At 68.2% G+C, this 20,660-nt stretch carries 21 protein-coding genes; 5 read left to right on the top strand and 16 right to left on the bottom strand.

Annotated features, from left to right (window positions below):
• The 4 genes from QOD90_RS22735 to QOD90_RS22720 all read right to left on the bottom strand — a co-directional run.
• Positions 1-1,296, bottom strand: a 1,296-nt coding sequence (locus QOD90_RS22735; RefSeq protein WP_526353305.1) for a ComEC/Rec2 family competence protein, incomplete at its 3' end; no start/stop codon positions are given.
• Positions 1,293-2,111 carry a ComEA family DNA-binding protein gene (locus QOD90_RS22730; protein WP_526353303.1) on the bottom strand — a complete coding sequence of 273 codons (819 nt, stop codon included), beginning with the start codon at positions 2,109-2,111 and terminating at the stop codon, positions 1,293-1,295. The genes QOD90_RS22730 and QOD90_RS22735, both read right to left, overlap by 4 nt.
• Positions 2,112-2,197: 86 nt before the next feature.
• Positions 2,198-2,602, bottom strand: coding sequence for a RidA family protein (locus tag QOD90_RS22725; RefSeq protein WP_526353302.1), 405 nt, complete (start codon positions 2,600-2,602; stop codon positions 2,198-2,200).
• Positions 2,599-3,627 (bottom strand): acetamidase/formamidase family protein, encoded by a 1,029-nt coding sequence (locus QOD90_RS22720; protein WP_526353301.1) that lies wholly within the window; start codon positions 3,625-3,627, stop codon positions 2,599-2,601. Before QOD90_RS22720 ends, QOD90_RS22725 begins: the two co-directional genes overlap by 4 nt.
• A gap of 123 nt (positions 3,628-3,750) precedes the next feature.
• Between QOD90_RS22720 and QOD90_RS22715 the strand changes: the two genes are divergently transcribed.
• Positions 3,751-4,812, top strand: a complete 1,062-nt coding sequence (locus tag QOD90_RS22715; RefSeq protein WP_526353299.1) for an NAD(P)H-dependent amine dehydrogenase family protein — start codon at positions 3,751-3,753, stop codon at positions 4,810-4,812.
• On the opposite strand, the gene QOD90_RS22710 is transcribed toward QOD90_RS22715, so the two are convergent.
• From QOD90_RS22710 to QOD90_RS22670, 9 genes are read right to left on the bottom strand one after another with little or no spacing between them, the layout of a single operon-like run.
• Positions 4,787-5,407 carry a maleylpyruvate isomerase family mycothiol-dependent enzyme gene (locus QOD90_RS22710; RefSeq protein ID WP_526353297.1) on the bottom strand — a complete coding sequence of 207 codons (621 nt, stop codon included), beginning with the start codon at positions 5,405-5,407 and terminating at the stop codon, positions 4,787-4,789. The genes QOD90_RS22715 and QOD90_RS22710 overlap by 26 nt on opposite strands.
• Before the next feature lie 9 nt (positions 5,408-5,416).
• A complete protein-coding gene (locus QOD90_RS22705; RefSeq protein WP_526353295.1) occupies positions 5,417-6,250 on the bottom strand; it encodes a DegV family protein in 834 nt (277 codons plus the stop codon).
• Between the two features lie 2 nt (positions 6,251-6,252).
• Complete coding sequence (octT, locus tag QOD90_RS22700; protein WP_526353293.1) at positions 6,253-6,993, bottom strand: diglucosylglycerate octanoyltransferase; 741 nt, start codon at positions 6,991-6,993, stop codon at positions 6,253-6,255.
• Positions 6,983-7,663: a glucosyl-3-phosphoglycerate phosphatase gene (gene gpgP / locus QOD90_RS22695; protein WP_526353291.1), complete on the bottom strand. Its 681-nt coding sequence runs from the start codon at positions 7,661-7,663 to the stop codon at positions 6,983-6,985. Before gpgP ends, octT begins: the two co-directional genes overlap by 11 nt.
• On the bottom strand, positions 7,660-8,031 hold the full coding sequence (rsfS, locus tag QOD90_RS22690) for a ribosome silencing factor (RefSeq protein WP_526353289.1): 372 nt from the start codon (positions 8,029-8,031) through the stop codon (positions 7,660-7,662). Before rsfS ends, gpgP begins: the two co-directional genes overlap by 4 nt.
• A complete protein-coding gene (gene nadD / locus QOD90_RS22685; protein ID WP_526353307.1) occupies positions 8,028-8,651 on the bottom strand; it encodes a nicotinate-nucleotide adenylyltransferase in 624 nt (207 codons plus the stop codon). Before nadD ends, rsfS begins: the two co-directional genes overlap by 4 nt.
• Before the next feature lie 26 nt (positions 8,652-8,677).
• Positions 8,678-10,126 carry a vWA domain-containing protein gene (locus tag QOD90_RS22680; RefSeq protein WP_526353287.1) on the bottom strand — a complete coding sequence of 483 codons (1,449 nt, stop codon included), beginning with the start codon at positions 10,124-10,126 and terminating at the stop codon, positions 8,678-8,680.
• Complete coding sequence (locus tag QOD90_RS22675; protein WP_526353285.1) at positions 10,126-11,001, bottom strand: AAA family ATPase; 876 nt, start codon at positions 10,999-11,001, stop codon at positions 10,126-10,128. Before QOD90_RS22675 ends, QOD90_RS22680 begins: the two co-directional genes overlap by 1 nt.
• An 18-nt stretch (positions 11,002-11,019) precedes the next feature.
• Complete coding sequence (locus QOD90_RS22670; RefSeq protein WP_526353283.1) at positions 11,020-12,267, bottom strand: glutamate-5-semialdehyde dehydrogenase; 1,248 nt, start codon at positions 12,265-12,267, stop codon at positions 11,020-11,022.
• Positions 12,268-12,412: 145 nt separating this feature from the next.
• Between QOD90_RS22670 and QOD90_RS22665 the strand changes: the two genes are divergently transcribed.
• Positions 12,413-13,243 carry an enoyl-CoA hydratase/isomerase family protein gene (locus QOD90_RS22665; RefSeq protein WP_526353281.1) on the top strand — a complete coding sequence of 277 codons (831 nt, stop codon included), beginning with the start codon at positions 12,413-12,415 and terminating at the stop codon, positions 13,241-13,243.
• On the opposite strand, the gene QOD90_RS22660 is transcribed toward QOD90_RS22665, so the two are convergent.
• Complete coding sequence (locus QOD90_RS22660; protein ID WP_526353279.1) at positions 13,240-14,046, bottom strand: GntR family transcriptional regulator; 807 nt, start codon at positions 14,044-14,046, stop codon at positions 13,240-13,242. The two genes, QOD90_RS22665 and QOD90_RS22660, sit on opposite strands and share 4 nt — an antisense overlap.
• 39 nt (positions 14,047-14,085) lie before the next feature.
• Positions 14,086-16,128 (bottom strand): NAD(+) synthase, encoded by a 2,043-nt coding sequence (locus QOD90_RS22655; RefSeq protein ID WP_526353277.1) that lies wholly within the window; start codon positions 16,126-16,128, stop codon positions 14,086-14,088.
• Between the two features lie 36 nt (positions 16,129-16,164).
• On the opposite strand from QOD90_RS22655, the gene QOD90_RS22650 reads away from it, so the two are divergent.
• On the top strand, positions 16,165-17,007 hold the full coding sequence (locus QOD90_RS22650; protein ID WP_526353275.1) for an NAD-dependent protein deacetylase: 843 nt from the start codon (positions 16,165-16,167) through the stop codon (positions 17,005-17,007).
• A 7-nt stretch (positions 17,008-17,014) separates the two neighbouring features.
• Here QOD90_RS22650 and QOD90_RS22645 read toward each other — a convergent pair whose 3' ends face one another.
• Positions 17,015-18,283: a cytochrome P450 gene (locus QOD90_RS22645; protein ID WP_526353273.1), complete on the bottom strand. Its 1,269-nt coding sequence runs from the start codon at positions 18,281-18,283 to the stop codon at positions 17,015-17,017.
• 66 nt (positions 18,284-18,349) lie between these two features.
• Here QOD90_RS22645 and QOD90_RS22640 point away from each other — a divergent pair, with 66 nt between their 5' ends.
• Together QOD90_RS22640 and QOD90_RS22635 are read left to right on the top strand one after the other, a co-directional pair.
• Positions 18,350-18,979: a TetR/AcrR family transcriptional regulator gene (locus QOD90_RS22640; protein WP_526353271.1), complete on the top strand. Its 630-nt coding sequence runs from the start codon at positions 18,350-18,352 to the stop codon at positions 18,977-18,979.
• A 115-nt stretch (positions 18,980-19,094) separates the two neighbouring features.
• Positions 19,095-20,660, top strand: a 1,566-nt coding sequence (locus QOD90_RS22635) for an HNH endonuclease signature motif containing protein (protein WP_526353270.1), incomplete at its 3' end; no start/stop codon positions are given.

The raw sequence follows: 20,660 nt of genomic DNA, 5'->3' as shown, positions 1-20,660 counted from the left end.
CAGTTCAGGACCGGTGAACCGGATCATCAGCACCGCCGCGGGAGGCCACGCCGCGACAACAGCGGCAGCGCCGGTGCCGATCACCGTGATCGGCGGGATCACCACCGCCACGGCCAGATTCGCGATGACGGCGACCATGCTGAAGGTCCCGGACATGCCCGCGACGAGCGGCGCCGTGACGAGCTGAGCCGCTGCGGCCACGCTCACGCCCGCCGCCAGGGGTTCCGGCCAGCCACGTTCGACGAGTCGCCGCGACCAGCCCGGCGCCACGACCACCAGTGCGGCCGTGGCCGATACGGACAGCGCGAACCCGAGGTCGACAGCGAGTTCGGGTGCAGCCGCCATGAGCACCAGGACGCAGGCCGACAGGGCGGGTATCGCCTGCCGTCGCCTCTTCGACAGCACCGCGAATAGGGCGACGGCACCCATCACGGCGGCGCGCAGCACGCTCGCCGACGGTTGCACCACCACGACGAAGGCGATCAGCGCCACCGCGGCGAGGGCCACCGCAACCCTGGGACCGATCAGCCCCGCCGCGAGCAACACCACGCCGCAGACGATGGTGACGTTGGCCCCCGAGACGGCCGTCAGATGGGTCAACCCGGCAGCCCGAAACTCATCGACCGTGTCCTCGTCGAGCGCGGCCGTATCGCCAAGGACCAAGGCGGGCAGCAACGCCGCCTGGTCGGTGGGCAGTACCGCCCGCGCCGCATCGGCGAACCGGGTGCGCACTCCCGCCGCAGCCTGCTGCAGCACACTCGCCATTCCCAGTCTCGGTCGGCCGGTCGCGGTCAGCACCGCCACGGAGAGATCGCGTCGGGTCGGCCGTGAGATGCGGGCCAGGAAGGCGGCCGGGCGGCCCGCGGTCAACTCGCCGTAGTCGACCGCCGAGGCAAACACGACGACGCGACCTCCGGTTCGCTGCCCGTCGAGGGATGTCAACGTGCCACGGAACATCATCCGGACGCCACGGAGGAACCGAGGCGACTCGCTCGGCGTCACCACGACCGCCGCGGTCGTGCCGTAGCGCGACGCGATCGGATGGTGGCGGACGTCGTCCACCCGGAGTGCGATCGCCGCGGCGAAGGCGACTCCGACCGCCGCGACGGCGAGAACGGCAGACCAGCCTCGCAGCCGCCACGCGATCGCCGCCGTCACCAGCACGGCCGCGACCGCCACCCCGGCCGCTGCGGACGGGCTCCCCACGACGCCCGCCGCGGTGCCCGCCCAGCTGGTCACCGCGGCGGGAACCAACCGGACGTCGGGCGCGCTGGTGACGGCCGGAACCGTCGTCACACTCGGACCAGGGCACGGAGCTTCTCCAGACGAGCAGGGCCGATGCCGTCGACCTCACCGAGTTGGTCGACTCCCGCGAACGACCCGTTCGCGTCGCGCCACGCAATGATCGCCGTCGCGGTGACGGGACCCACGCCCGGCAGAGCGTCCAGCTGCTCGACCGTCGCGGTGTTCAGATTCACCAAACCCTCGGGCGCCGAGGGCTTCTCGCCGGGCGTCGACGATGACGGCGGTGCCGCCGCACCCGGTGGCGAGGTGACCGAACTGCCCATGCCCGGCGGCGCACCCGGTGGCGACGAGATGCCGACGACGATCTGCTCCCCGTCACCGACTCGGCGGGCCATGTTGAGCCCGATCAGATCGGCGCCGTCCAACGGACCACCCGCCGCCGCGAGCGCATCGGCGATGCGGGCGCCTGCATCGAGGGTAACCAGGCCGGGCTGGTGCACCAGGCCGACGATGCTGACGATGACCGGCCCGCCGGGTGGCGCCGATGGCGGGACCGGCAATGAGGATGAGACCATCTGCACCGGAGGCAGTTTCGCCGACATGATGGCGGGACCGTCGTCTCGCATCAACGTGAACACCGTCACCAGAACCGCGATCGCGCCGACGATTCCGAGGCCGATGACACCCGCCCTCCCCGGATCGGCGCGCACGGTCGCGAGCCAGCCGGCGGCTCCACTGGACGTGGCCTCGGGCAGCCAGCGCGACAGCGAGGTGTCGGATTCCTCGCCTTCGGCGTTCTCCTCGTCAGGGGTTCGTGGCCCGGAAAGGCGGCGTTCCACCCTGTCGACCGGTCGTTCGGTGCGCATGCCGCGACGGTAGGCGTGGCGGTGGACGCCACCGGTTCGCCACGGGGTCGTCGGTCACCGGCTGTGGATGAAAGTGGGTCTGTGGATCAACCCCAGCCTTCCTCACGCCAGCACACCCAGTCGATCTCGACCAATGCGCCGACCGCGAGGCCGCTCACTCCGACGCACGTCCGCGACGGCAGTCGTTCCGGAAACCATGGGGCATACGCGAGATTGAAGGCGGCGTAGTCGTCCCAGTCCAAAAGGAAGGCTCGCACCGAGACGACGTCGGTGCGACCCCCTCCGCAGAGTTCGGTGACGCGCAGCAGGTTGCCAAGCACCTGATTGGTCTGGGTCGTCACGTCGGCGCCCACCACGCTTCCGTCCACACCGGTCGGCATCTGACCGGTGACGTACAGCGTCTGGCCGGCCGCGGTGGCGTGAACGAACGGTGCCACACCGGGCGGCACCCCCTCCTCAGGGCTGAACGTGAACGCGCGGATGGCGGTCATGCCGCGAGTGGCCAACTCGGGAAGCACCGCTTGTCGATGCGGCCGTGCACGCCCTGGCGTTGGTCGACGACCTGGGTGACGGTGAAGTCGACGGCGACCGACATGAACGAGTATGCGTCCCTTCGGGTCAAGCCAAAACTGCGCTCCAGGACGTCGAGAGTCCGCAGGGCGGCGGCCTTCATCGCCGCATCGAGGGTGTCGCCGAACCCGTGCACCAGCAGTTCTGTCGACGTCTCCAGAACCGGCACGGTGAACGGGAGGTCGCGACGAATGGTCAAGCGCAACAACCCGTTCAGCGACGACTCCAACGCGGTGCCGCTGATTTCGCCATCACCCTGGGAGACGTGTGGGTCACCGACCGACAGCAGCGCGCCGTCAACCTGGACCGGGTAGTACATCCGCCCGCCGGCTCCGATGCGCCAGTTGTCGACGTTGCCACCGTGATCGCCTGGCGGGACCGACGACACCCGCAGCGGTTCGGCGGGCGCCACGCCCATGGTGCCGAAGTGTGGGCGGAGCGGGACCACCACGCCAAGCAGCGCGGGTTCGCGCGCCGCGGCGTCCGGGGACACGATGGTGCCTGGCTGATCGGCCAGCGGCGTCACGGTCCAGTCGTAGCCGAAGACGGCGCGGCCGAGTAGTGCGTCGACGTCGAATTCGTAGATCGTCACGCGTTCCCCTGGCACCTCGTCGTAGAGGTGCCCCCAGTGTGCGGCGAGGTTGGATCCGTACGGCAACCGGGGGACGGCCTCGAGGATGTCCACCTGCAGTACGTCACCGGGCCTTGCGCCGTCCACGGCGATCGGCCCGGTGAGCAGATGCGGTCCCGGCCCGCGGTCGGTGACCTGGTCGAAGACGGCGGCGATGCCGTCATCCATGAGGAGGTCGGGGGCGTCGCCCGCGTGGTGGGTGAGCGTCTCGATCCGAACCAGGTCTCCGGAGGCGACGGTGACCGCCGGCGTCAAGCGCGGGTCGAAGAATCCCCAGTGCACCGTCGACGGCGTGGCGGGCAGGAAGTGATGCATTCGGCGATCATGCCGCGCGACGGGCGGCTCCGCTCGGCGCGGAGACCGGAGATCGTGCCGAAGCGTGTACAGCGGGCGAATAGTGTCTACCCCACACCGCCGAGCACAGAGGAGTCCTCGCCCATGACCTCACCGACCACCGACCGCCCCCTCCGGGTCATCCAGTGGACCACCGGCAACATCGGGAAGCGTTCACTGCACGCCATCATCGGGCGCGACGACATGGAGTTGGTCGGGGTGTACGCGCACGGCGCAGAGAAGGTGGGAGTCGACGCTGCGGAGCTCGCCGGGCTGGCTGCCCCCACCGGAGTGACGGCGACCAACGACATCGACGCCCTGATCGCACTGAAGCCCGACGCGTGCTGCTACAACCCGCTGTGGCCGGAGGTCGACGAACTCACCCGACTGCTGGAAGCGGGCGTGAACGTCTGCTCGAGTGCCGCCTGGATCACCGGCGGCAAGCAGAGCTCCGAGGATCTGGACCGGATCCGGAAGGCCTGCGCGGCAGGAAAGTCCACCATCTTCGGCAGCGGCGCGCACCCCGGCATGACGAACATGGTCGGAATGGTGCTGTCCGGCGCGTGCGAGAACGTCGACGAGATCCGGATCACCGAGTCGGTGGACTGTTCCACCTACGAGTCGGCGGGCACCCAGTCAGCCATGGGGTTCGGTCAGGACCCGAACACCCCCGATCTCGCCGAGAGCGTGCGCCGCGAGAGCGAGGTGTTCGCGGAGTCGGCGGCGATGATGGCCGACGCGATCGGCGCCAAGCTGGACCAGCTGACCTTCGACGTCGAGTTCACGACCGCCACCGGCGACAGCGACCTCGGCTTCATGCAGATTCCAAAGGGCACCGTCGGCGGCGTGTTCGGCTATCACCGCGGCTGGGTCGGCAAGAAGAACGTCGTCAGCGTGGGTTTCAACTGGACGATGGGCAATCACGTCACGCCCCCGAAACCGCTGGAACACGGCCATGTCATCCAGGTGTTCGGCACGCCCAACATGCGCACCGTGCTGCACTGCCTACCGCCCCGAGACTGGAAGGAAGCCGGCTTCATGGGCCTCGGCATGATCTACACCGCGATGCCGGTGACCAACGCCGTACCTGCCGTGGTGGCCGCGCCGCCGGGCATCGTCACGCTCAAGGACCTGCCACCGATCACCGGACGCGTGACGCGAGGGTAGCGACGCCGGGGCCGTCGAGATCGGCCAGCGCGTTCGGGCGCCCTGCCATGATCATCAACAGCGCTTCCCCGGTGCCATGCACCCGCGGTCCCGTCCCGTGGGACCAGTCCAGATCGGTGGCGACCAGTTCGACCCCGCGCGCCCGCCAGGCGCCGCGGATCGTCGGGGCGTAGCGCACGAAGTCCAGCGCCACGCGCAGCCGCTCGGGCGGAATCGTGCGCGCCAGACCCAGCGGCCGCCTGATGTCCTGGTGGTGAATCATGTTGTCGGTCAGCGCGATCCGACCGCCGAATCCGGCAGTTAGGCCGTGCGGCTCGGCGTTGTCACGAAAGATGCCGATGATCTGCTCGGGTGAGCGGTCCGCGAGGTGGTCCACGGCTTGGGCGTTTATCCGATCGGTCTGCAGCCGACCCTTCACGAAGCGCACGGCCAGCTCGCGCGGCGACAGGCCCTCGAAACTCACGCAATGCGCCGCGACGTCGCGTACGGTCCAGCCGGCACACAGCGACGGGCTGCCCCACTGCTCGGGTGTCAGACCGGCAAGAAGGTCGGCGAAGTCCTCTCGTTCCCCGCGCGCCAGTTCCGCGTACGCCACCGCGCCTCCTCAGTCGTCGACCGTCACGCACACGCCGACGGCCCCGCCCCCGACGTGAACCGACAGCACCGCGCCCATGTCGGTGATCGACAGGTTCACCTGGGGCAGTCGCGCGGTGAGCGCCGCGCCGATCTCGGCGGCGGCGTCGTGGTTGTCGACGTGGTGCACCGCGAGCGTCGCCGGGTGTTCGCCGACGACCTCCGCCACCGCATCGACGAGTGCCGCGTGAGCCTTGGAGACCGTGCGGATGCGCTGGGACAACACCAAGCGGCCGTCCACGTCGAGGCGGAGCAGCGGCTTGAGTGACAACGCCGTACCCAACCACGAAGCAGCAGTGCCGATCCGGCCACTCCGCCGCAGATTGTCGAGTCGGTAGACGACGATGAACGCATGGCCACGTGGTACCGCCGCCCTCGCCGCCGCCTCGACCGCGTCGAGATCGTCACCTTCGGCGGCCGCCCGTGCCGCAGCCAGTGCGACGAACCCGACTCCCGCCGCCGCCGACCGCGAATTCACCACGCGGACTGCGGGACCGAACTCGCGGGCTGCCCCGACGGCCGAGCTGAACGTGCTCGACAGCGCGGCCGAGAGGTGCACCGCGACCACCCCGTCGCCCCCGCTGTCGGCAAGTGCCCGTCGGTAGCACTCGGCGAGGTCGCCGGGGTTGGCGCCGGCGGTCGTGACGTGAGCGAGAGCGTGTACGTCGTAGGGCACCTGGTCGCCTTCGTCGAGCAGATCGGTGCCATCGACGAGCACGTGCAGCGGGACCTGCCGAATCCCCCACCGCCGCAGGTCATCCGGATCCAACCGGGCCGACGAATCGGTCACCACCGTGACAGCCATGCTCAGCCGCCGGTGTCCACGGTCGTCACGCCCGCCTCCGCGAGGCCCTTCATCATCAGGTCAGCCACCGCGCGGTGCGCCTCGAAGTTCCAGTGAATGCCATCGGGGTTCCCGCGACCGCTCATCACCTGATCGCCGACCGCGGCCTTGAGGTCGACGATCGGCACGTCGTGGTGGCGTCCCCACTCGGTGATGGCGGCGACCGTGGCATCACGCCACCGGTGCGACTTGCCGTAGGTCTCGGCGATGTGGACCGACGGAATGCACGCCACGAAGGGAATGCCCGGACGATTGAAGTCGATTGCGGCGCGGGTCTGTTCGAGGTAGTCGGCACTCAGGTGAGCAGGCAGTGCGGGCCGTGCGATCGGCGACAACCGCGGCTGCAGCCAGCCGTACCCGTCACGCGCCCACCGGCGGAGAAGGGGCGGCCGCACGTAGCGGATCAGCTCGCGCACGGCGGTGGGCAACGGCGAAGGGAGGGAGTCCATCCCCGACGTCGCGAAGACCACCGCGCCCGCCTTCGGCAACGCTGCCCACGCGCGGGGATCGCCGATGGCCGCCCACCACACGTCGCGGCACGTCCAGCCGATCCGACCGATCAGTTCCAGATCCCAGTCCAGCTGGGCGGCAACGATGTTGGGCCAGATCCTCGGGTCGTCCGCGGGCAGTCCGCCGGTGGGACCGTAGTAGGACAGGGAGTCGCAGAAGACCAGGAGGGTTCTGCGGGACGAGCTAGAGGACATCGTTGGCGACCTGGGCCGAGGCGTTCCACACGTCGAGACGCCAGTGCACGTCCTGCGGCGCCCCGTCGTCTGCCGAATGCCCGGACAGTTGCACCCAGCTGGCGTTCCCCATGCCGCCAAGCACGGGCCAGTTGTCGACCGGCAGATCCAGCAGGGCGGCCGTCAGTGCGGCGATCAGCCCGCCGTGGGCCACCAGCACGACCGGCCGATCCGACGCGTCCCCGGCGCCATCGGAGCCCCAGTCGCCGAGCCGGGCGAGCAACTCGTCGACCAGCGGCATGCTGCGCTCCGCTACGTCGACCCGACTCTCTCCCCCGTGCGGGGCCCACCTGGCATCGTCGCGCCACGCCAGCCGGGCGCCAGGCACAGCGTCGTCGACCTCGGAGTGCGTCAGGCCCTGCCAGTCCCCGAGGTGCGTCTCCCGCAACCTGGTGTCGACCGACACCGGGACGCCGGAGCGCTCGGCGAGCGCCATCGCGGTGTCGAGGGCACGCCGCAGATCCGATGACACGATCGCCAGCGGCTGACGCTTGGCCAGCACCTCGGCGGCGGCAGCAGCTTGCTCGCGGCCCAGTTCGCTCAGATCCGTGTCGAGTTGGCCCTGCATGCGGCTGCCCGCGTTGTACTCCGTCTGCCCGTGCCGTAGCAGCACCAGCCGGCGAATCCTCACTCCGAACCGTCCTCCAAATCGACGGGAATCACCGGGCAGTCCCGCCACAGGCGGTCGAGGGCGTAGAAGTTGCGCTCGTCCTGGTGCTGGATGTGAGCCACGATGTCGATGTAGTCGAGCAGCACCCAGCGTCCCTCGCGGGTGCCCTCGCGGCGGGCGGGCTTGTACCCGGCCAACCGCATCTTCTCCTCGACCTCGTCGACGATGGCATTGACCTGCCGGTCGTTGGACGCCGAGGCGATGACGAAGCAATCGGTGATGACGAGTTGGTCGGAGACGTCGATGACGACGACGTCATCGGCGAGCTTGGCCGACGCCGCCTTGGCGGCGATCGTCGCCATGGCGATGGCTTCTGCGGTCGCGGTCATGTGTGGCGATTTCCTGTCGCGAGAACGGTCGCGGGATAGAGACCGCGCTTGGTGACGTATTGCACGACGCCGTCGGGCACCAGGTACCAGATGGGCCTGCCCAGTTCGGCTCGCCGACGGCAGTCGCTCGAGGAGATCGCCAACGCGGGCACCTCGACCAGTTTGAGCGCACCGTCCGGCAATTCCTTCATCGCCTCCTCGATGTGCTCACCGTCGAGTTCGTAGCCCGGCCGGCTGACGCCGACGAACCGGGCCATCGAGAAGAGGTCCTCCCAGTTCTGCCAGGACAGGATCGACCCGAGGGCGTCGGCGCCGGTGATGAAGTACAGGTCGGCGTCGGGGTTGAGTGCGCCCAGGTCACGCAGGGTGTCCTTGGTGTAGGTCGGGCCGCCACGATCGATGTCGACGCGGCTCACCGAGAAGCGCGGATTGGCCGCGGTCGCGATCACGGTCATCAGGTACCGGTCCTCGGCGGCCGTGACGACGCGGGCGCGCTTCTGCCAGGGCTGGCCGGTCGGCACGAAGACGACTTCGTCCAGGTCGAACAGGTCGGCCACCTCGCTGGCGGCGACCAGGTGACCGTGATGGATGGGATCGAACGTCCCGCCCATCACCCCCAGCCTGCGTCGAGTCACGAATAGGCAGCTTAGACGGGTAGCAGTTGATCGATCACCGCGGCGAGCTGCTTGGCCGACCGGCACTCGTGCATGGGGATGACGCCGTCGTACCGCGGCACCGCCGAATCGCCGCTGCCCCACAGGTGCCTGGGCTCGGGATTGAGCCAGTGGGCATGCCTGCTGGCGGTCACCATGCGGGTCAGCAGGTCGACTTCGGGATTGCGGTAGTTGTTGCGACCGTCCCCGAGGACCAGCAGCGAGCTGCGCGGGGACAGCACGTTCGGGTACTTGTCCAGGAACGAGACGAACGCATGCCCGTAGTCGGAGTGGCCGTCGCGGGTGTAGACCCCGGCCTCCCTGGTGATGCGCTGCACCGCGACGGCCAGGTCGGAGTCGGGTCCGAACAGCTCGGTCACCTCGTCGGTGGTGTCGATGAAGGCGAAGACCCGGACCCGGGAGAACTGCTGACGCAACGCGTGCACCAGCAGCAGCGTGAAGTGGCTGAATCCGGCCACCGACCCGGACACGTCGCACAGCACGACGAGTTCGGGGCGCGCGGGATGCGGCTTCTTCAGCACGACGTCGATGGGCACGCCGCCGGTGGACATCGACTTGCGGAGCGTCTTGCGCAGGTCGATCTCGCCGGCCCGCGAGCGCCTACGTCGGGCGGCCAGCCGCGAAGCCAGCGTCCGAGCCAGCGGGACGACGACGCGGCGCATCTCGCGCAGTTGGTCGCCGGACGCCCGCAGGAACTCGACGTTCTCGGCGAGCTGAGGGATGCCGTACGTCTGAACGTGCTCGCGGCCGAGCTGTTCGGCGGTGCGGCGCTTGGTCTCCGCCTCCACCATCTGCCGCAGTTGCGCGATGCGTTTGGCGGCGATCGCCTTGGCGATCTGCTCCTGGGTCGGGGTGGGCTCGTCGCCGTAGGGCGCCAGCAGGCCGGCCAGCAGCCTGCCCTCCAGCTCGTCGAGGGCCATCGCCTTGAGCGCCTGGTACGACGAATACGAGGGTCCGCGGCTGGAGCTGTACTTGCCGAACGCCTCGACGATCTGGGCGATCATCGCGGCCAACCGGTCGTCCATTCCGGCCATGTCCTCGTTGCCGGAGAGCATCTCGACCAGGGCGGCCCGCAAGCCCTCGATGTCCTGTGACGGCAGCGCGTCGGGATCACCGTCGGCGTCGGCGTCGTCGTCGGACACCACCGTCCGGTCGCCAAGCGCGGCGGGGAACCACAGGTCGAACATCGCGTCATAGGTGCTGCGGTGGTCGGGGCGTCGCAGCACGGCGCACGCCAACCCCTCCCGCAACACCTCACGCTCGCCGAGTCCGAGCACGGTCATCACTCGACCCGCGTCGACCGTCTCCGACGGACCCACCGCGATCCCCACACTGCGCAGCGCTTCGACGAACTCCACCAGATGGCCGGGAAGTCCATGCGGCGCAAGGGGTTGCGGCGGGCGCGTGCGACGGGCGGGCATTAGTTGAGCCTCAGCTCCCCGCTGACCTTCACCTGGTCGGACTGATGCTTGAGCACCACGCCCAAGGTGGCGGCGATCAGCTCGTCGTCGATCGTGTCCATGCCGAGCGCCAGCACGGTGCGACCCCAGTCGATGGTCTCCGCGACCGAGGGCACCTTCTTGAGTTGCATGTCGCGCAGTACGCCGACGATCCGGACCAATTCCTCGGCCAGTTTCACCGGAAGTTCCGGCACCCGTGACAGCAGGATGCGCCGCTCGAGGTCGGGATCGGGGAAGTCGATGTGCAGGAACAGGCAGCGACGCTTGAGCGCCTCGGACAGTTCGCGGGTGGCGTTTGACGTCAGCAGCACGAACGGCGTCCGCGTCGCGGTGATGGTGCCCAGTTCCGGCACGGTGACCGCGAAGTCGGACAGCACCTCGAGCAGCAGGCCTTCGATCTCGATGTCGGCCTTGTCGGTCTCGTCGATCAGGAGCACGGTCGGGTCGGTGCGGCGGATGGCCGTCAGCAGCGGGCGTTGGAGAAGGAACTCCTCGCTGAACACGTCCATCTTGGTCTGGTCCCAGTCGCCGGACCCGGACTGGATTCGCAGGATCTGCTTGGCGTGATTCCACTCGTAGAGCGCGCGGGCCTCGTCGACGCCTTCGTAGCACTGCAGCCGCACCAGGCCGGAGCCGGTGCATTCGGCAATGGCGCGGGCCAGTTCGGTCTTGCCGACACCCGCGGGCCCCTCGACGAGGAGCGGCTTGCCGAGTCGGTCGGCAAGGAAAACGGCTGTGGCCGTGGCGGTATCGGGAAGATAACCGGTTTCGGCGAGCCGCTTGGCGACATCGTCGATGTCGGTGAAGAGCGGGGCGGGGCGGGCGGGGACACTCACTGGAAGGTGTTCTCCTAGCTAGGAAGGGCGGGTGTGGCCGTCTCCCCACACAATCCACTTGGTTGAGGTCAATTCTGGCAGACCCATGGGTCCTCTGGCGTGCAGCTTCTGGGTGGAGATGCCGATCTCGGCGCCGAATCCGAACTGCTCGCCGTCGGTGAACGCCGTCGACGCGTTGACCATCACCGCTGCGGCGTCGACCCGCTCGGTGAAGCGTTGCGCGGCAGCAAGATCGGTGGTCACGATGGCTTCGGTGTGGCCGGTGCCGTATTCGTTGACGTGGGCGACGGCCGCATCGACCCCATCGACGATCGCCACCGCGATGTCCATCGAGAGGAACTCGGCGCGCAGTTCCTCCTCGCTCGGGTCGAGGTGGACCGTGACGCCGGCGTCGGAAAGCGCGTTGACCAACCTCGGCAGCGCAGTGTCGGCGATCGCCGAGTCGATCAGCAGGGTTTCGGCGGCATTGCACACGCTGGGGCGACGAGTCTTGGAATTCAACAGGATTCGTTCGGCAACCTCGAGGTCCGCTGCCTGGTGGACGAAGACGTGGCAGTTGCCGACACCCGTTTCGATGGTGGGCACGGTGGCGTCGCGCACGACGGCGTCGATGAGCCCGGCTCCCCCACGCGGAATCACGACGTCGACAAGACCACGAGCCTGGATCAGGTGGGTCACGCTGGCGCGGTCCGCGCTTGGCAACAATTGCACGGCGTCCTCGGGCAATCCCTCGGCGAGCAGCGCTGCCCGCAGCGCGGAGACCAGGGCCTCGTTGGACCGCACCGCAGACGAACTGCCGCGCAGCAGTGCCGCGTTGCCGGACTTCAGCGTCAGCCCGAAGGCGTCGACGGTGACGTTGGGTCGACCCTCGTAGACCATGCCGACGACTCCGAGTGGCACGCGCTGCTGCCGAATCTGAAGCCCGTTCGGCAGCGTGCTGCCGCGAAGTACCTCGCCGATCGGATCGGGCAGCCCGGCGACCTGTCGCAGTCCCGCCGCGATGCCGTCGATGCGCTGCGGGTTGAGCGCAAGCCGGTCCAGCATCGCGTCGGGTGTGCCTGCGGCGCGGGCGGCGTCGAGGTCGGCGGCGTTGGCGGCCAGCACCTCGTGGACGTGGGCCAACACGGCGTCGGCGGCCGCGTGCAGCGCCTGATTCTTGGTCTCCGTATTCAACGTCGCGAGGCTTCGGGCGGCGACGCGCGCCCGTCGGGCGGCGTCGTGCACCTGCTGACGCAGTTCGATGCTTGGCGGAGCCTCAACGCTCATCAGGGCAGCTTATCGAGGTAACGCGGCTGCGGCACCGTCGGGGCTACAGTATGCGCGTGACGCGGGTGTGCGTGGTCGGCAGCGCCCTTGCCGCCGAATGGCTTTCCGGTCCACCGACGCCGTATTCGACGATTGAGGAGCACCCATGACCGCCGCGGTCCCCAACACTCCGCGTCCGCCCGACGGCGACTGGCTCGGCACGCCCTTCCTGAGATTCGATCGCGAAGGCCCGTTTGCCGTGGTCACGCTGGATCGGCCCGAAGCCCGCAATGCGATGACGCCCGCCATGTACTTCGGCATCCGTTACGCCGTCACCCATGTGGAGGCGGACGACGACCTCGCCGGCCTGCTCATCACCGGCACGGGTGACGTCTTCGCCCCCGGCGGCGACCTCGGCGGTGGGGACGGCGTCGACGACTGGATGACCTTCGGCGCCGCCCTTTCGATGGACGTGACACCGTTCGAGACCCTGCGCCAGTCAGTCAAGCCCGTGGTCTCGGCGGTCAACGGGTTGTGTCAGGGCGGCGGCCTGCAGATCGCGATGTGCAGCGACATGGCCGTGGTGAGCGACCGCGCGACGTTCCGGGTGCCCGAGTTGTACCGCGGCATCGCCGACACCTACTACAGCCAAATGCTGGCGCGGATGATCGGCCCCGTTCGGACCAGAGATCTGATGTTCACGGGCCGCACCCTGACGGCCGAGGAAGCCGTCGACTGGGGCATGGTCGGTCGGATGGTGCCACACGACGACCTCGCCGATGCCGCCCGCGAGGTGCTGACCCAGTGTTGCCGCACCGCACCGCGGGCACGTTCGGTGGTGAAGTCGAGCCTGGACAACTACATGGGCCTCTTCGACCGGATCGGCATGAAGGCCAGTTACAGCGGGGAGGAAGCGGTCGAGGGATTCCTCGCCTTCAAGGGCAGGCGGTCCCCCGGTTGGGTGCATCCGGACCTGCGGTCCGACGGGCGCCTCTAACTCGTCGGCCTCAGCACGTCGTGGGCGATGTACATCTTGACGCCGGTCGCCGTGTCCATCGACGTCTGGTTGAACACCACGCGACTTCGGTTCGGCGACATGACGATCGACAGCACGTGATGCGCCACGCCCGCGGCGAACGCGACCCGGTTCACCCGGATCAACGGCGAACCGATGGTCGTGCCGAGCAGCGTCGCCGTTCGGGGGCCTGCGATTTCGGCCGTCATCTCGTGTTCGAGGCGTTCCAATGTCACGCCGGCGTCGGCCAGGAGTCGGTAGAGCGAGTCCTGCGCCAAAGTCGTAGCGGTGACCACGTCGGCGAGCTCGGCGGGCAGCCAGGCCTCCGTGAGCATCAACGGCTCGCCGGTTCGGCGTTCGCGCCGCACCCGCAGTACGTGGAGCGCACTTTCGCGTGAATCCCAGCGGGCGCCGACGGCTGGCGGCAGTGTCCGGACGTCGCACTCGATCACGTCGACTTCGGTCTCGAACTCGATCTGCCGCATGTTGTCCAGATAGGAGCCACCGCTGGCTTCGCGGCCGGCCGGCGACCGTTCGGTGACGAACGAGCCGACGCCGTGGCGGCGTTCGATCAGGCCCGCGTCGGCCAGGTCGGCGAGTGCGCGCCGCACGGTGATGCGCGAGACCCCGAACTGCTCGCACAGCGACTGCTCGGTGGGTAGCGCCTCGCCGGCGGGCAGAACGCCACGGCCGATCTCGTCGTGGAGAACCAGATAGAGCTGCCGGTGCAGTGGGACCCCAGCTCCCGCGTTCACCAGCGCAGTGGTGTCGCGGGGTTCCTCCACAGCTGTGAGCTTTTCACACCAGCGGCGCTCGGCGATAGCTCAAGCGTCCGGGATTTCTCGTTCGATCTCGTCGAGCCAGATCCTGGCCGACATGTCCGACGGCGCACGCCAGTCGCCGCGCGGCGACAGCGCTCCACCCGAGGACACCTTGGGGCCGTTCGGCAGCGCCGAGCGCTTGAACTGACTGAACGAGTAGAAGCGCTGCACGAATACCTGCAGCCACTGCCGGATCTCCTTCAGCGAGTACGCCGGTCGCTTGTCCAGTGGATAGCCTGCGGGCCAGTCGCCCTGCTCGGCGTCAGCCCAGGCGTGCCACGCCAGGAAGGCGACCTTCGATGGTCCGAAGCCCCAGCGAAGGACCTGATAGAGCGAGAAGTCTTGTAGGACATACGGTCCCACCTTCTCCTCACTGCTCTGGATCTTCTCGTCCTCACCGGTCGGCACCAGCTCGGGGGTGATTTCGGTGTCCACCACCGACTGCAACACGGTGTTGACGTCGTCGGCGAACTGGCCAGAGCTGATCACCCACCGGATCAGGTGCTGGATCAGCGTCTTCGGGACGCCGCCGTTGACGTTGTAGTGCGACATCTGGTCGCCGACACCGTAGGTCGACCAGCCGAGCGCGAGCTCGGACAGGTCACCGGTGCCCAACACGATGCCCCCGCGCTGGTTGGCGAGCCGGAACAGGTAGTCGGTGCGCAACCCGGCCTGGACGTTCTCGAACGTCACGTCGTAGAGCTTTTCCCCGCGGGAGAACGGGTGGTCCATCTCGGTGAGCATCAACGATGCGGTGTCGCGAATGTCGATCTCCGCGAACGTCACTCCGAGGGCCTTGCTCAGCGCGATGGCGTTGCCCTTGGTGCGATCACCGGTCGCGAAGCCGGGCAGGGTGAAGGCCAGGATGTCGCTGCGCGGCCTGCGCTCCCTGTCCATCGCGCGGGCAGCGACGATCAGCGCGTGGGTCGAGTCGAGCCCGCCCGATACGCCGATCACGATCTTCGGGTAGCTCAGCGCCCGCAGCCGCTGCTCGAGGCCGGACACCTGGATGTTGTAGGCCTCGTAGCAGTCCCGTTGCAGTCGTTCGGGATCCGACGGTACGAATGGGAAGCGCTCGACCGCGCGCCGCAGTCCGATGTCGCCGGTGGGCGGATCGAGGACGTACTCGACGTGGCGGAAGCGGTCAGTGAGGCCGCGATGGTGGCGCCGGTTGTCGTCGAACGTTCCCATCCGCAGCCGTTCTGCACGAAGCAGTTCGGTGTCCACGTCGGCGATCGACATGCGTTCGCCCTTCGGGAACCGCTCGGACTCGGCGAGCAGGACGCCGTTCTCGTAGATCATCGTCTGGCCGTCCCAGGCCAGGTCGGTGGTCGACTCACCCTCACCAGCCGCGGCGTAGACGTAGGCGGCAAGACACCGCGATGACGCGGACTGCGCCAACAACTTCCGATCATCGGCGCGCCCGATCGTGATGGGGCTGCCGGACAGGTTCGCAAGCACGGTCGCGCCGGCCAGCGCGGCCTCGGCACTTGGCGGCACGGGAACCCACATGTCCTCGCAGATCTCGACGTGCAGAACGAAACCGGGTAGATCGGTCGCGGTGAACAGCAGGTCGGGCCCGAACGGCACCTCGATGCCACCGAGCCGGATGAGGCCGCCCTGGTCGTCGCCGGGCGCCACCTGACGCCGTTCGTAGAACTCGCGGTAGGTCGGCAGGTATGACTTCGGTGCGACGCCGAGCACGGTGCCGCGGTGAATCACCACGGCAGTGTTGTAGATCCGATTCCGATGGCGCAGAGGCGCGCCAACCACCAGCACCGGCAGGAGGTCCGCGGACGCCGAGACCAGTTCGTCGATGGCGACCTCGACGGCGTCCAGGAGGGTGTCCTGCAGGAGGATGTCCTCGATCGAATATCCGGACAGCGTCAACTCGGGGAAGACCGCCAGCGCGACGCCCTCGTCGTGGCACTCCCTGGCCAGCCGTAGCACCGAATCGGCGTTCGCCTTCGGGTCGGCCAACGTCGTGTGATGAGTACACGCAGCCACCCGGACGAAGTCGTGACGGTAAGCGGAGTAGAAGTCCACGACTCGATTGTCTCAGGCCGCCTACCCTGGGTTGCGATGAATGGCCCCACAGCACCCGAACTGGTCAACTTGCTTGCAGGTCAGCGCCTCGCAGTCCTGACGGGCGCAGGCATGTCCACCGACTCGGGCATCCCCGACTACCGGGGCCCGGATTCGCCTCCGAGCAACCCGATGACCATCCGGCAGTTCACGTCGGACCCCGCCTTCCGGCAGCGCTACTGGGCACGCAATCACGTCGGCTGGCGCCACATGGACGAGACGCTTCCGAACGCCGGGCACCGCGCACTCGCGGCCCTTGAGCGTGCTGGCGTCGTCACGGGCCTCATCACTCAGAACGTCGACCTGTTGCACACCAAGGCGGGTAGCCAGGCGGTGGTGAACCTGCACGGCACGTATGCGAGCGTCGTGTGCCTCGAGTGTGGGTTCACGCTGACGCGCGCACAGCTGGCCGTTGAACTGGAGACGCTGAACCCCGGCTTCCTCGAGCGCGCCGAACAGGTCGGCGGTATCGCGGTGGCCCCCGATGCCGACGCGATGGTCGAGGAAACGTCGTCCTTCCGCTACGTCGACTGCCCTCGCTGCGGCGGCATGCTGAAGCCCGACATCGTCTACTTCGGCGAGAGCGTACCGAAAGATAGAGTGGCGCAGGCATATTCGTTGGTCGACGACGCTGACGCACTTCTGGTCGCCGGCTCGTCGCTGACGGTCTTCTCGGGGTTGCGGTTCGTCAGGCACGCCGCCGCCACCGGCAAGCCGGTCGCGATCATCAATCGCGGGCCCACCCGTGGCGACCAGTTGGCGACCGTCAAACTCGATGCGGGCTGCTCGGAGCTACTGGTCTTGCTCACCGACGAGCTGTCCCCGATCCCGTCGCACTGAACTCGCCCTAGAAGGTGACCGGTAGGGAGCGCACGCCGTGGATGAAGTTGCCCGCGACGTAGGACGGGTCACCCGCCTCGATACCGGGCAACTGGGTGAGCAATTCGCCGAAGATCGCCCGCAACTGAGCGCGAGCCACGTGCGCACCGAGGCAGAAGTGCCTTCCGCCGCCGCCGAACCCGAGGTGCGGGTTGGGCTTACGGCTCAGGTCGAAGCGCTCGGGGGTGTCGAAGGCCGCATCGTCGAAGTTGCCCGACGAATAGAACATCACGACCTTCTCGCCTGCGGCGACCTGCTGGTCGCCGACACGACAATCGGTGGCGGCCGTGCGGCGGAACGTCATCACCGGGGTGGCCCATCGCACGAATTCCTCGACGGCACCACCGATGCGGTCGTCGAAGTCGGCCATCAGCCAGGCGCGCTGGTCCCCGAAGTCGGTCAGTGCCTTCACGGCGTGGCTGGCGGTCTGGCGGGTGGTGTCATTCCCCGCGACGGCCAGCAGCACGAAGAAGGCGGCGATCTCGGCGTCGGTCAGCCGATCACCGTCGACCTCGGCCTGGACCAGCGCGCTGATCAGATCGTCGCCGGGGTGTTGACGACGGTCGGCGGCCAGCGCACCCGCTACCTGATGCAGGTACATCTGACTTCCGATCAACACCTCCAACGGGTTTCGTCCGTCGAGGTACTCGGGGTCACCCCAAGACACCATCGCGTCGGCGGCCTCCGCCACCTTCGTCCGCTCGGATGAGGGGATGCCCACCATGTCCGACAGCGTGCGGATCGGTAGTTCCTTGGCGCAGAGTTCGACGAAGTCCGCCCCGCTTCCGGCCGACCGAAGCTCGGAGACGATGTCCTTCGCGTTGGCCTTGATCGAGTCCTCGATGCGACGGACCTGGCGCGGCGTGAAGGCGGCGTGGACGACCTTGCGGATCTTGGTGTGCCGCGGTGCATCCATCGCAAGGAAGGACTGTGACGCTTCGAGCAGTTCCTCCGGCACGGTCTCGAACAGCACGCCCTTGCCGGACAGGAATGTCTCGCTGTCCTTGCTAACGGTGACGATGTCGGCGTGCCGGGTGACCGCCCAGTAGCCGCGGTCTTCCGGATCGTGCATCAGCGAGTCCTCCACGGGCGGATGCCAACTGACCGGCCTGCTGCGACGCAGTTCGGCGAAGGACCGCTCGCGGTCATCGGCGGTGGTGGACCAGAACGCCTTCGACGACAGGTCGATCGGGTCGTACGGACGAGGCGAGGTCGATGTGAGCGGCGACACAGTCATGTTGGTGACGATAAGTCTAGACACTATGTCTAGTCAAGGTGCGTTCGTTCGGTCTAGGCTGCCCTCATGCCGTCGGTTACCAGGAAGCCCCAGGCCAATCGGCAAGAGCGACGTGAGCAGATCGAGCGGCGACTTCTCGACGCGACCGAGCGACTGATGGCCGACGGGGCCAGCTTCACCGAGCTCAGTGTCGACCGACTGGCTACCGAGGCGGGTATCTCCCGCGCCAGCTTCTACATCTACTTCGAGGACAAGGGCGACCTGCTGCGGCGGCTGGCTGGTCAGGTATTCGAAGACTTGGCCGGTGCCGCCGAGCGATGGTGGGGCGTTTCCCGCCGACGTGATCCCGCCGACGTGCTGGCCTGTATGACGGGCATCGTCGCGGGGTATCGGCGGCACCAACCCCTACTGGTGGCGCTCAACGAGATGGCCGCCTACGACCCGCAGGTAGGCGGCGCCTACCGAGACATCCTCAACGCGATCGCGGCGCGCATGGCCGTCGTCATCCGGGAAGGCCAGAACGACGGCTCCATCCGGCGCGAACTGTCCGCGGAGACCGCCGCGAGCACCCTCACCTGGATGACCGAGCGAACCTGCCAGCAGAATCTGCCGGGCCGACCGGAGTCCTACGACCCCGAGTTGGCCGCGACCCTGACGCAACTCGTCTGGGGCGCGCTGTATCTCGAAGCGCCCTAGCATGCGGCTGTGACGTTTTCGGTGTCGGACGGTGGGGTTGTGCACAGTCGGTGATTCATCCACAACCTGGCCTTTTCGGGTTGTTTCCGTCGGTCTTCGCACATAAGTTCGAATCATGTTCGATGAATTGGTGGCTTCCACGACCGGCACCCACGGGGCCGGCGCGGTCGACGCCTGGTCCCGGGTCGAATCCGCGGCGTGTGCCCGCCGATTAGCGGCGATGGTCACCATGCTCGATGACGCCTACGCCGCCGCCGACTCCACCGACCGCGACCAATGGTGCCTGGACAACTGGGGAGCGGTTTGCGCCCACATTGGCGCCGCCCAACGCATCACTAGCGGCACCGCATCCAACCTGTTGATCGTCGCCACCGCACTACGCGACCGCTTCCCGAAGGTGGCGGCGGTATTCGCCGCCGGACTGATCAGCTACCCACTAGCGCGGGCCATCGTCACCCGCGGCGCCTTGGTCACCGACCCCGCCGCACTCCGCGCACTGGACGAGGCGCTCGCGCAGGCACTGCAGACGTGGGAGCCGATGTCCGTCGACAAGACCGAACAGGCCATCGACGCGTTCATCGCCCAGGTCGACCCGCACGCGCTGCGCCGCACTCAGACCCGGGCCCGAGGCCGCTGCGTCGACGTCGTCATCGAGGATGGCAGCGGACTGGCCGCAGTGTTCGCCAGCCTGTTTGCCCCCGACGCCAAAGCCTTCGACGCCCGCCTCAACGCGCTGGCCGACACCGTCTGCCCCGCCGACCCCCGCACCAAGGATCAACGCCGCGCCGACGCCATGGGTGCCCTCGCCCACGGCGCCGACCGCTTGGTATGTCTCTGCGACACCGAGGACTGCCCCGCCGCCGACACACCAGCCTCCACCGGTGTGGTGGTCTACGTCATCGCCCACCACGACACCATCACCGACCCCGAGCTCGACGAGCCCCCCGGACCCAGCGGATCCGCCGGTCCCGGGGACACCGCCGCTGATGCTGATGCTGATGCTGCCGACCGATGCGCCGAGAACGCTGACGATGAAGCCAAATCCACGAACTCCGAGCCGGCGGCCCCCTCCGACGAGTGCGCCGGGCTCGACGGGGTGGCACCGCCGATGTTCACCAAGCCGCTGCGCGACATGACACTGGCCGAGGCGAAGACACCCACCACCGGGCAACCGAGTCAGATCCGACCCGGCGCCATCATCGGTGGCGGTTTCGTCCCCGGACCCGTCACTCGCCGCGCCGCCCGCCACGCGAAGATCCGCCCGATCGTCCACCCCGGACAAGCCCCACCCGAACCCCGCCACACACCCTCGAAACGACTGGCCGAGTTCGTCCGGTGCCGCGACCTGACGTGCCGTTTCCCCGGCTGCCACCACCCCGCCACCACCTGCGACTTGGACCATACGATTCCGTGGCCGTACGGGGCGACGGGTGCGTCGAACCTGAAGTGTCTCTGCCGATTTCACCACTTGTTGAAGACGTTCTGGGGTGGTGACGGCGGCTGGCGAGACCGACAACTCCCCGACGGCACCATCGTCTGGACTGCCCCCGACGGCCGAACCCACACCACTACTCCCGCGAGCCGGCTGCGGTTTCCGACGCTGTCGGAACCGACCGCACCGATCGTTGCGACCAGGACACCACCACCCGCGCACACCGCCGGGTTGACCATGCCCCGGCGC

The organism is Mycobacterium sp., from assembly GCF_032161845.1.
GTDB lineage: Bacteria > Actinomycetota > Actinomycetes > Mycobacteriales > Mycobacteriaceae > Mycobacterium.
The sequence above is the reverse complement of the archived record's forward strand: the minus strand, read 5'-3'. Positions and strand labels throughout refer to the sequence as shown.

Bases quoted from the DNA above. Each gene is read 5' to 3' on its own strand.
- QOD90_RS22730 (WP_526353303.1), bottom strand. From the start codon at position 2,111: ATGCGCACCGAACGACCGGTCGACAGGGTGGAACGCCGCCTTTCCGGG.
- QOD90_RS22725 (WP_526353302.1), bottom strand. From the start codon at position 2,602: ATGACCGCCATCCGCGCGTTCACGTTCAGCCCTGAGGAGGGGGTGCCG.
- QOD90_RS22720 (WP_526353301.1), bottom strand. From the start codon at position 3,627: ATGCATCACTTCCTGCCCGCCACGCCGTCGACGGTGCACTGGGGATTC.
- QOD90_RS22715 (WP_526353299.1), top strand. From the start codon at position 3,751: ATGACCTCACCGACCACCGACCGCCCCCTCCGGGTCATCCAGTGGACC.
- QOD90_RS22705 (WP_526353295.1), bottom strand. From the start codon at position 6,250: ATGGCTGTCACGGTGGTGACCGATTCGTCGGCCCGGTTGGATCCGGAT.
- octT (WP_526353293.1), bottom strand. From the start codon at position 6,993: ATGTCCTCTAGCTCGTCCCGCAGAACCCTCCTGGTCTTCTGCGACTCC.
- rsfS (WP_526353289.1), bottom strand. From the start codon at position 8,031: ATGACCGCGACCGCAGAAGCCATCGCCATGGCGACGATCGCCGCCAAG.
- QOD90_RS22680 (WP_526353287.1), bottom strand. From the start codon at position 10,126: ATGCCCGCCCGTCGCACGCGCCCGCCGCAACCCCTTGCGCCGCATGGA.
- QOD90_RS22670 (WP_526353283.1), bottom strand. From the start codon at position 12,267: ATGAGCGTTGAGGCTCCGCCAAGCATCGAACTGCGTCAGCAGGTGCAC.
- QOD90_RS22665 (WP_526353281.1), top strand. From the start codon at position 12,413: ATGACCGCCGCGGTCCCCAACACTCCGCGTCCGCCCGACGGCGACTGG.
- QOD90_RS22650 (WP_526353275.1), top strand. From the start codon at position 16,165: ATGAATGGCCCCACAGCACCCGAACTGGTCAACTTGCTTGCAGGTCAG.
- QOD90_RS22645 (WP_526353273.1), bottom strand. From the start codon at position 18,283: ATGACTGTGTCGCCGCTCACATCGACCTCGCCTCGTCCGTACGACCCG.
- QOD90_RS22640 (WP_526353271.1), top strand. From the start codon at position 18,350: ATGCCGTCGGTTACCAGGAAGCCCCAGGCCAATCGGCAAGAGCGACGT.